The 1,823-nt window shown below is 69.9% G+C and carries 2 protein-coding genes; one reads left to right on the top strand and one right to left on the bottom strand.

Annotated elements, in window-relative coordinates; genetic code table 11:
• Positions 1–61: 61 nt before the first annotated feature.
• Complete coding sequence (locus ACFV61_RS35830; protein ID WP_380496359.1) at positions 62–277, bottom strand: DUF397 domain-containing protein; 216 nt, start codon at positions 275–277, stop codon at positions 62–64.
• A 219-nt stretch (positions 278–496) separates the two neighbouring features.
• Here ACFV61_RS35830 and ACFV61_RS35825 point away from each other — a divergent pair, with 219 nt between their 5' ends.
• Complete coding sequence (locus ACFV61_RS35825; protein WP_380496357.1) at positions 497–1,639, top strand: methyltransferase domain-containing protein; 1,143 nt, start codon at positions 497–499, stop codon at positions 1,637–1,639.
• Positions 1,640–1,823 lie beyond the last annotated feature (184 nt).

The raw sequence follows: 1,823 nt of genomic DNA, 5'->3' as shown, positions 1-1,823 counted from the left end.
CTTCTGACGCGCGAGCCCCACTGCCCATCGTGGGCAGTGGGGCTCGGACAGCGTGCGTGTGTTAGACCTCGCCGAACTCGCCGGCCTGGACGGCGGCGACGAACGATGACCAGGCGTCGGTGGGGAAGACGAGGGCAGGGCCCCCGGGGTCCTTGGAGTCACGGACGGGCAGTAGACCCGGGAAGCCGGGAGCCACCTCGATGCAGTTGCCCCCGTTGTTGCTGTAGCTGGACTTGCGCCACTCGGCGCTGGCCAGGTCAAGGGTGGGGCCGGTCATTCATGCTCCTTCCGAGCAGCGCGGATCACGGCAAGTGAAGCCACCTTGGGAAGCGACTCCACCTGAAGCCGATCGTAGTCACGGCTCCATGCCTCGACCTTCCTGCATTCCCGTTCCAGGAAGTCCGAACCGGCCACCGGGGGTTGCGGGCTGGACGCGATTCCTCCCGGCCGTGAACGGCCGGGGCTCCGCACGAATTCACTGAAAGGGTCCCGAGGCATGACACACATCCCATGGGAAGGACGGTCCGCCGATCTGGCCGCTCGGGCGACCGATCCGGACTCCCGATGGCGGAATCCGGTGGCCGGCGTTCCCCGGCACGAACTGGTTCCCAGGTGGTGGGAGCCTGCCGAGGGCGGCACTTGGCAGCTTCAGGTAGGGGAAGCGAACCCGGATTTCTGGCTCCAACGGGCCTACGGGAACGAGTCTCTGGTCACCAGCGTGGGCGGGTTGCACGCGGACCACGCGAAGCCGGATGACCGCCCGACCGGGCTGCCCACGTCGTCGGCCACGCTCACGCCGCTCGTGGTCAAGATGCTGCGGCACGGCCGGATCGCCGCCGAGCACGACCTGCTGGACATCGGCACCGGCGCAGGCGGGTTGACCGCCATTGCCGCCACGCGGCTCGGTTCGGATCGCGTGACGAGCGTGGACATCGACGGGTACCTGGTCGACGCCGCGCGGGACCGCCTCGCAGGCATGGGGCTGAGCCCTCACTTCGTCACTCAGGACGCCACCGACGCCCTCCCGGGCGACTACGACCGGATCGTGGCCACCGTGTCCGCCCGCCCAGTCCCGGTCCCGTGGCTCCAGGCGCTTCGGCGCGGCGGACGGCTCGTCACCACCATCGCGGACACGGCGCTGATCCTGACGGCCTGGAAGACCCCGGACGGCGGAGCGACCGGCGTGATCGAGCGCGACTGGGCGGGCTTCATGACCACGCGCCACGGCTCCGCCTACCCGCCCGGCTTGGACGAGCTGTTCAAGACCGCCCGCGAAGCCGACGGGGAGAACGTCAAGCTCTTCCGTTACCCGGTCACCGACATCCGCAACAACTGGGAAGTCTGGTCGATGCTCACGATCAACATCCCGGGCATCGAAGTCGACTTCGAGGAGACGCCCGAGGGTCGTACAGCCTGTCTCGCCCATCCGGACGGGTCATGGGCGCGCGCAGAGGCAACGAAGTTCGAGCCGCCGACCGTCCACCAGAGCGGCCCCCGCCGCCTGTGGTCGGAACTCGAATCCATCCGGAACTGGCGGGAAGTGGAAGGCGGCCTGCCGCTCTACGGCTGCCGCGCCGTCGTCACCCCGGACGGCGTGATCCACCTGTCCCGGGGCCGGTGGTCGGCCACCATCGGCTGACCGTGACCGGACGGCCCCGTCCGGCTTCTCCGGGGCGTGGCCCTGTCTGGAGCGGGTGTCATCGGCAGTGATGCGCGGGCCCCACAACCCCCCGGGGGTAGTGGGGCCCGCGAGATTCGTGCGCGGCAGACCGCGCCGAAATCGCCGGCCCGGGCGGCGGCGACGAACGACGACCAGGCGTCGG

It is taken from the genome of Kitasatospora sp. NPDC059817 (genome assembly GCF_042731835.1).
Classification (GTDB): domain Bacteria; phylum Actinomycetota; class Actinomycetes; order Streptomycetales; family Streptomycetaceae; genus Kitasatospora.
This window is presented reverse-complemented; position numbering and strand designations above follow the sequence as displayed.